Below are 5,719 nucleotides of genomic sequence, written 5' to 3'. Positions count from 1 at the left end.
TCGGCCTTTTCCTTGCCGATCATGACAGTTTGCCTATACTCCCGCGCCGTTGGTGGTGCAGCGGCCCGATTGCCGCGCCTCCGCTTGTGTTTCACGGGCCCCGCCGGGCCCTCTACCGTCAAGGCGAACCCATGTCCGAGAGCGTCAAAAAAGTTGTGCTGGCCTATTCCGGCGGCCTGGATACCTCCGTCATCCTGCGCTGGCTGCAGGATACCTATAACTGTGAGGTGGTGACCTTCACCGCCGATCTGGGGCAGGGAGAGGATGTCGAGCCGGCGCGTGAAAAGGCCCGCATGATGGGCATCAAGGAAATCTATGTCGAGGATGTGCGCGAGGAATTCGTGCGCGACTATGTTTTTCCGATGTTTCGCGCCAACGCACTCTATGAAGGCACCTATCTGCTCGGCACCTCGATCGCCCGGCCGCTGATCTCCAAGCGCCAGATCGAAATCGCCAAGGAAGTCGGCGCGGATGCCGTCTCCCACGGCGCGACGGGCAAGGGTAACGACCAGGTCCGTTTCGAGCTCAGCTATTACGCGCTGCAACCGGACATCAAGATCATCGCCCCGTGGCGGGAATGGGATCTCACGTCCCGCACCAGGCTGATCGAGTTTGCCGAGAAGCACCAGATTCCGATCGCCAAGGACAAGCGCGGCGAAGCGCCGTTCTCCGTCGATGCGAACCTGCTGCACTCCTCCTCCGAGGGCAAGGTGCTGGAAGATCCGTGGAAGAGCCCGGAAGAATATGTCTTCCAGCGCACCGTTTCCCCGGAAAAGGCGCCGGACAAGGCGACCGAGATCGAGATCGATTTCGAGCATGGCGATCCGGTGGCGATCAATGGCGAGCGTATGTCGCCGGCAACGCTGCTGACCGCGCTGAACGAATATGGCGGCAGCAACGGCATCGGCCGTCTCGATCTGGTGGAGAACCGTTTCGTCGGCATGAAGAACCGGGGCGTTTACGAGACCCCGGGCGGCACCATCATGCACCATGCCCATCGGGCGATGGAAAGCCTGACGCTTGATCGTGGCATGGCGCATCTCAAGGACGAGATGATGCCGCGCTATGCCGAGCTGATCTATAACGGCTTCTGGTTCTCGCCGGAGCGCGAGATGATGCAGGCCGCGATCGATCACAGCCAGCGCAACGTCACCGGTACCGTGCGGATGAAGCTCTACAAGGGCAATGTCACCTGCACCGGCCGCAAGGCGGATCGCAGCCTCTATTCCGAGGATATCGTGACCTTCGAGGAAGGCTCCGGCACCTACGATCACAAGGATGCCGCCGGATTCATCAAGCTGAACGCCCTGCGTCTGCGCCTGAACAAGATGCTGCAGGGATAGCCGGTCCATTCCCTGTCGTCATCCCGATGAAAATCGGGATCCACGGATGGCGCGTATCGCCTTATGATCCATGGATCCCGGATTGGATCCGGGGTGACGGACAGGGAGAGCCAAATGACCGGTTTGATCTTCTCGGAAGAGGTTGAAACGGCTTTCGCCGAGGGCCGTCCGGTTGTGGCGCTTGAAAGCACCATTCTGACTCACGGCCTGCCAAAGCCGGACAATCTTCATATCGGCCGGGAGATTGAGGCGGAAGTCCGGGCTGCCGGGGCCGTTCCGGCGACCATCGCCGTGCTGGACGGCACCGTCCGCATCGGACTTTCGACGCCAGATCTGGTCCGGCTGTGTTCGACTGACGGGGTTGTGAAGCTTTCCCGCCGCGACCTTGGTGTGGCCCTTTCCCAAGGCTGGACCGGGGGCACGACGGTTGCCGCCACCATGATCCTCGCCGTCAGAGCCGGGATTGAGGTCTTTGCCACTGGCGGGATCGGCGGGGTGCATCGTGGGGCGGAACTGGATTTCGACATCTCCGCCGATCTGGATGAGCTGGCCCGGACGCCGGTGATGGTGATCTCCGCCGGGGCGAAATCCATTCTCGATCTGCCGAAGACACTGGAAGTGCTGGAGACGAAGGGCGTGCCGGTGATCGGTTATGGCACCGACGAGTTTCCGGCCTTCTTCTGCCGCGCCAGCGGGTTGCGCGTGCCGCTGCGGCTCGACAGCCCTGAAGAGATTGCAGCCGCCTGGCGTGCCGGACGGGATCTGGGCCTTGAGGCCGGCATGCTGATCGCCAATCCCGTCCCGGAAGAGCATGCGCTGGACCGGGCGGCGATGGAACGGATCATCGATGACGCCCTGTTCGAGGCAAAACGGACGGGCACCAATGGTAAGCAGGTGACGCCCTATCTTCTGGAGCAAATCCGTGCCGCGACGGGCGGCGCGAGTCTCACGGTCAATATCGAACTTGTCCGTTCGAATGCCCGCCTCGGGGCCGGAATCGCGGAGGCCTTGTTCAGGAGGCCTTTGCGTGGGCGCGTATAACCACAAAGCTGATCTGCGTCAAAATCACACATTGTTGCGCTGCACAATTCTTGACACAAAAGAGCCGCGACCAGCGGGACCGGTCGGGGCAACGGAGCATGTTTTCTGTTGCGCTGCCTGCTGGGATGACGTTCCAGGCTCGCTGCCAATACAAATCCCGAGGTAATTCCTGTGCAGAAATTGCTCTACACGATCCCAGTTATCGGATGGTGCCTTCGCGATCTGAAAACCGGTGGTGAGTCAGCTTTCACTTACTTTCTGATTAATTGCGGATTGCTCTGGATCCTGTCGGCGGCGTTCTTTGGCTACCCGGGTATCATCATCCCGGCGCTTTGTGCTGTGCCGGTGATGTTCGTGCTGCTGATCCTGCTGACCAGAGGCCGTTACGAGGTTGAGTGACCCGGTCGGCATTCACGCTCAGAGCGGTACAGCGCTGACACCCGTGATGTAGGGATGGGCGCCGTGCAGGACGGCCCATAGCAGCAGGCCGCCGCCGAGGCGGAGCCAGCCAATACCCTTCCAGTCGAGCCTGGTCCGGCCCTCCAGAATGGCCCGGAAAGGCAGCACGGAGGTGGTGAGCTCGAAAGGTGCCCATTTGGCGCCGAATTCTGCACGCTTCTTGGCATCGATCTTCACCATGCCGCCGAAAGCCAGCACCGCGATCCCGCCGAACAGCATCATCGAGGCCGCATCGCCACGCACGCTGAGGTGCGCAAGCGCCCAGAGGCCGATGGCCATCATCACAGGGTGCCGTGTCACGGTCAGGATGCCGCGCAACAGATGCGGCTCGTCATAGCCTTCTTCGGTCATCATTGCCGTCGGGCTGAAGGGGCTGTATCCGCAAACCAGCAGGATTGTGGCGAGCGGCATGACGATATTAGGGATCCAGCGGGTCCAGAGCGGCGGCGCCCAGAGAGCCAGATAAGGCGCATCGCCGTAGGCCAGCAGCATCCAGACCATGGCGACACCGGCGGCAAGCGAGAACAGTCCCCTGAACCTGTTGATGCCGATCTGTTCGATCAATGTGGCGCGAATACTTGGCCAGCCGAGCAGGAAATGCCCGCCGACAAAGGTTACGACGGCCGCGAAAAGTGCGTCCAGGCTTCCAGTCATACCGCTCCCCAAAGCAGGTGGTCCGCGAGGCGCCCGACTCTTGCTGTGGACGGGTGGCCGGATTCAGGTCATCACAGGGCATATAAGTGTAGCCGCTCTGGATGCAAAGATGGATGACGAAAGCCTGACAAAGCTGATGCGGGAGATGCTTGGCTCCGCCGTGGGAGACGGACGGCTGTCTCCGAACCAGATCGGTATTGCCGCTGGCGGCGATCCAGCCGGGCCGAAACCGGCCTGGCGCGCGCTGCTGCGGCAGATCGAGCGTGTCGCGGTGGTACTGGAAGCAGAAGGCACATTGGTGTCGTTGCGCAAGGGCAAGCCGGTCCCGCTGGCCGAGGCGAGGGGGGTGATCCGGTACGCTGCCGCGCCCGGAGCGACACCCACCTCCGGGGCTTAAAAGGCCCGAATCAGAGTTCCGGCATATCCCAGCCGCGGCGGCGGCAGGCGGCCTCGACCGTGTTGCGCAGCAGACAGGCGATGGTCATCGGGCCGACGCCTCCCGGCACCGGGGTGATGGCGCCAGCGACTTCGGAAGCGCTGGCGAAATCGACATCGCCGACCAGCCGGGTTTTACCTTCGCCTTTCTCGGGCGCGTCGATCCGGTTGATGCCGACATCGATCACGGTCGCGCCCGGCTTCACCCAGTCTCCCTTGACCATCTCCGGACGCCCGACAGCAGCCACCAGAATATCGGCCCGGCGGCATTCCGCGGGCAGATCTTTTGTCCGGGAATGGGTGACGGTGACGGTGCAGCTCTCGCGCAGCAGCAGGGCGGCCATCGGTTTGCCGACGATGTTGGAGCGGCCGACGATAACCGCGTGCTTGCCGGTCAGATCGCCCAACTGGTCGCGCAGCAGCAACAGACAGCCGAGCGGGGTGCAGGGCACCAGCGCGTCGCCACCGGTGGCCAGACGGCCGGCATTGATTACATGAAAGCCGTCCACGTCTTTTTCAGGTGTGATGGTATCGAGCACGGCCTGGGCGTCGATGTGATCGGGCAGGGGAAGCTGCACCAGAATACCGTCGACGGCCGGATCGGCGTTCAGATCGGCGATCAGCTTCAGCAGGCTCTCCTGGCTCGTCGAGGCATCGAGCTTGTGCTCGAACGACGCCATGCCGCTTTCGGTCGTCTGCTTGCCCTTGTTGCGGACATAGACCTGACTTGCCGGATCCTCACCGACCAGCACCACGGCAAGGCCTGGAACGGCGCCGTGTTTGCTTTTCAGATCCGCGATGGCGGTGCCGATGCGGTCCCGCAATCCGGCCGCGAAGGCCTTTCCGTCGATCAGTGCGGCAGTGCCCATGGGGTCAGTTCCCTCTAGTGTGCGGGCTCGTGTTGCGTGAGCCAGTGTTTCAGTTGTGCCGCCAGGGCTGTTCCGTCCCCCGCGATCAGCAGGATCTTGCGCCGCTGTGTTGCACCGGAGCGGATATCGATGCTGCTTTTCGGTAGTTTCCAGCTTTTCGCCAGCATCTTGATCAGGGCCTTGTTAGCGCGGCCATTTTCGGGAGCTGAGGTGACCGTGGCTGTCAGCCATGCGACCTGTTCCGCATCTGGTGCGACACCGCCGATCCCGTCGCGGGACGCATTGGGCGTCAGACGCACGCGCAGGCGCAGGCCGTCAGGCGTGGCTTCATAGGGCAGGGCGGTCATCCGGCCCGGCGTCTTAGCCGAGATATTCCCACATCAGACTGCGCAGAAAACTCAGGCCCAGGACCAGGACAATCGGTGAAATATCAAGACCACCAAGGTTGGGCAGGATGTTTCGGATCGGCCGCAGCAATGGTTCCGTCACGCGGTAAAGGAAATCCATCACCAGATAGACAAAGCGATTCTGCGCATTGATCACGTTGAACTGCACCAGCCATCCCATGATGATGAAGATGAAGAGCGCGTAGATATAGAGCTGGATGACTGTACTAACGAGATTCAGCAACGACAGCATGTGCGAGTTTCCGTCCTTCGGGGTGTTCGGCGCAACGGACCGTACCGTCCGGCCGCGCGCACGGCAAGCTCTTGGCGCAGCTCACTTTCGCTCTGCTTATATGGGACGGTTGCGGTGTATTGCAAAGCCGCAGATCGAAGGTGCTTTGCCCTTGCCAAGCACACGGCCTTCGATTATCTGTCAGCAGCTTGTCGGCAATACATATTGCCTGGCATCGGTGGGGCCGTAGCTCAGCTGGGAGAGCGTCGCGTTCGCAATGCGAAGGTCGGGAGTTCGATC

General features: G+C 61.8%; 8 protein-coding genes. 4 read left to right on the top strand and 4 right to left on the bottom strand.

All coding sequences use genetic code 11. The features are described 5' to 3' along the window. The first annotated feature begins 131 nt into the window (after positions 1–131). The 3 genes from AAC126_RS21465 to AAC126_RS21455 all read left to right on the top strand — a co-directional run bounded on the left by AAC126_RS21465 (position 132) and on the right by AAC126_RS21455 (position 2,783). Complete coding sequence (locus AAC126_RS21465) at positions 132–1,343, top strand: argininosuccinate synthase (protein ID WP_339857370.1); 1,212 nt, start codon at positions 132–134, stop codon at positions 1,341–1,343. Positions 1,344–1,457: 114 nt separating this feature from the next. Next, positions 1,458–2,384, top strand: coding sequence for a pseudouridine-5'-phosphate glycosidase (locus tag AAC126_RS21460; RefSeq protein ID WP_339857368.1), 927 nt, complete (start codon positions 1,458–1,460; stop codon positions 2,382–2,384). A 171-nt stretch (positions 2,385–2,555) separates the two neighbouring features. Continuing rightward, a complete protein-coding gene (locus AAC126_RS21455; RefSeq protein WP_339857366.1) occupies positions 2,556–2,783 on the top strand; it encodes a hypothetical protein in 228 nt (75 codons plus the stop codon). Between the two features lie 18 nt (positions 2,784–2,801). Here the strand turns inward: AAC126_RS21455 and AAC126_RS21450 are convergent, their stop codons facing one another. Then, on the bottom strand, positions 2,802–3,497 hold the full coding sequence (locus tag AAC126_RS21450; RefSeq protein WP_339857364.1) for an NnrU family protein: 696 nt from the start codon (positions 3,495–3,497) through the stop codon (positions 2,802–2,804). A gap of 109 nt (positions 3,498–3,606) precedes the next feature. On the opposite strand from AAC126_RS21450, the gene AAC126_RS21445 reads away from it, so the two are divergent. After that, entirely contained in the window at positions 3,607–3,894 is a 288-nt protein-coding gene (locus AAC126_RS21445; protein WP_339857363.1) for a DUF3253 domain-containing protein, read from the top strand. A 10-nt stretch (positions 3,895–3,904) separates the two neighbouring features. Here AAC126_RS21445 and folD read toward each other — a convergent pair whose 3' ends face one another. From folD to AAC126_RS21430, 3 genes are read right to left on the bottom strand one after another with little or no spacing between them, the layout of a single operon-like run. Further along, entirely contained in the window at positions 3,905–4,801 is an 897-nt protein-coding gene (gene folD / locus AAC126_RS21440; RefSeq protein ID WP_339857361.1) for a bifunctional methylenetetrahydrofolate dehydrogenase/methenyltetrahydrofolate cyclohydrolase FolD, read from the bottom strand. Positions 4,802–4,815: 14 nt separating this feature from the next. Continuing rightward, positions 4,816–5,148, bottom strand: coding sequence for a DUF167 family protein (locus AAC126_RS21435; protein ID WP_339857359.1), 333 nt, complete (start codon positions 5,146–5,148; stop codon positions 4,816–4,818). 13 nt (positions 5,149–5,161) lie between these two features. After that, on the bottom strand, positions 5,162–5,440 hold the full coding sequence (locus AAC126_RS21430; RefSeq protein WP_339857356.1) for a YggT family protein: 279 nt from the start codon (positions 5,438–5,440) through the stop codon (positions 5,162–5,164). Positions 5,441–5,719: the final 279 nt, after the last annotated feature.

Origin of the sequence: uncultured Nisaea sp. (assembly GCF_963974195.1) — a bacterium.
In the GTDB taxonomy this organism is placed as follows: domain Bacteria; phylum Pseudomonadota; class Alphaproteobacteria; order Thalassobaculales; family Thalassobaculaceae; genus Nisaea.
The sequence above is the reverse complement of the archived record's forward strand: the minus strand, read 5'-3'. Positions and strand labels throughout refer to the sequence as shown.

Excerpts from the sequence above, each read along its gene's own strand:
- AAC126_RS21465 (WP_339857370.1), top strand. The coding sequence starts at position 132 with ATGTCCGAGAGCGTCAAAAAAGTTGTGCTGGCCTATTCCGGCGGCCTG.
- AAC126_RS21460 (WP_339857368.1), top strand. The coding sequence starts at position 1,458 with ATGACCGGTTTGATCTTCTCGGAAGAGGTTGAAACGGCTTTCGCCGAG.
- AAC126_RS21450 (WP_339857364.1), bottom strand. The coding sequence starts at position 3,497 with ATGACTGGAAGCCTGGACGCACTTTTCGCGGCCGTCGTAACCTTTGTC.
- AAC126_RS21445 (WP_339857363.1), top strand. The coding sequence starts at position 3,607 with ATGGATGACGAAAGCCTGACAAAGCTGATGCGGGAGATGCTTGGCTCC.
- folD (WP_339857361.1), bottom strand. The coding sequence starts at position 4,801 with ATGGGCACTGCCGCACTGATCGACGGAAAGGCCTTCGCGGCCGGATTG.
- AAC126_RS21435 (WP_339857359.1), bottom strand. The coding sequence starts at position 5,148 with ATGACCGCCCTGCCCTATGAAGCCACGCCTGACGGCCTGCGCCTGCGC.
- AAC126_RS21430 (WP_339857356.1), bottom strand. The coding sequence starts at position 5,440 with ATGCTGTCGTTGCTGAATCTCGTTAGTACAGTCATCCAGCTCTATATC.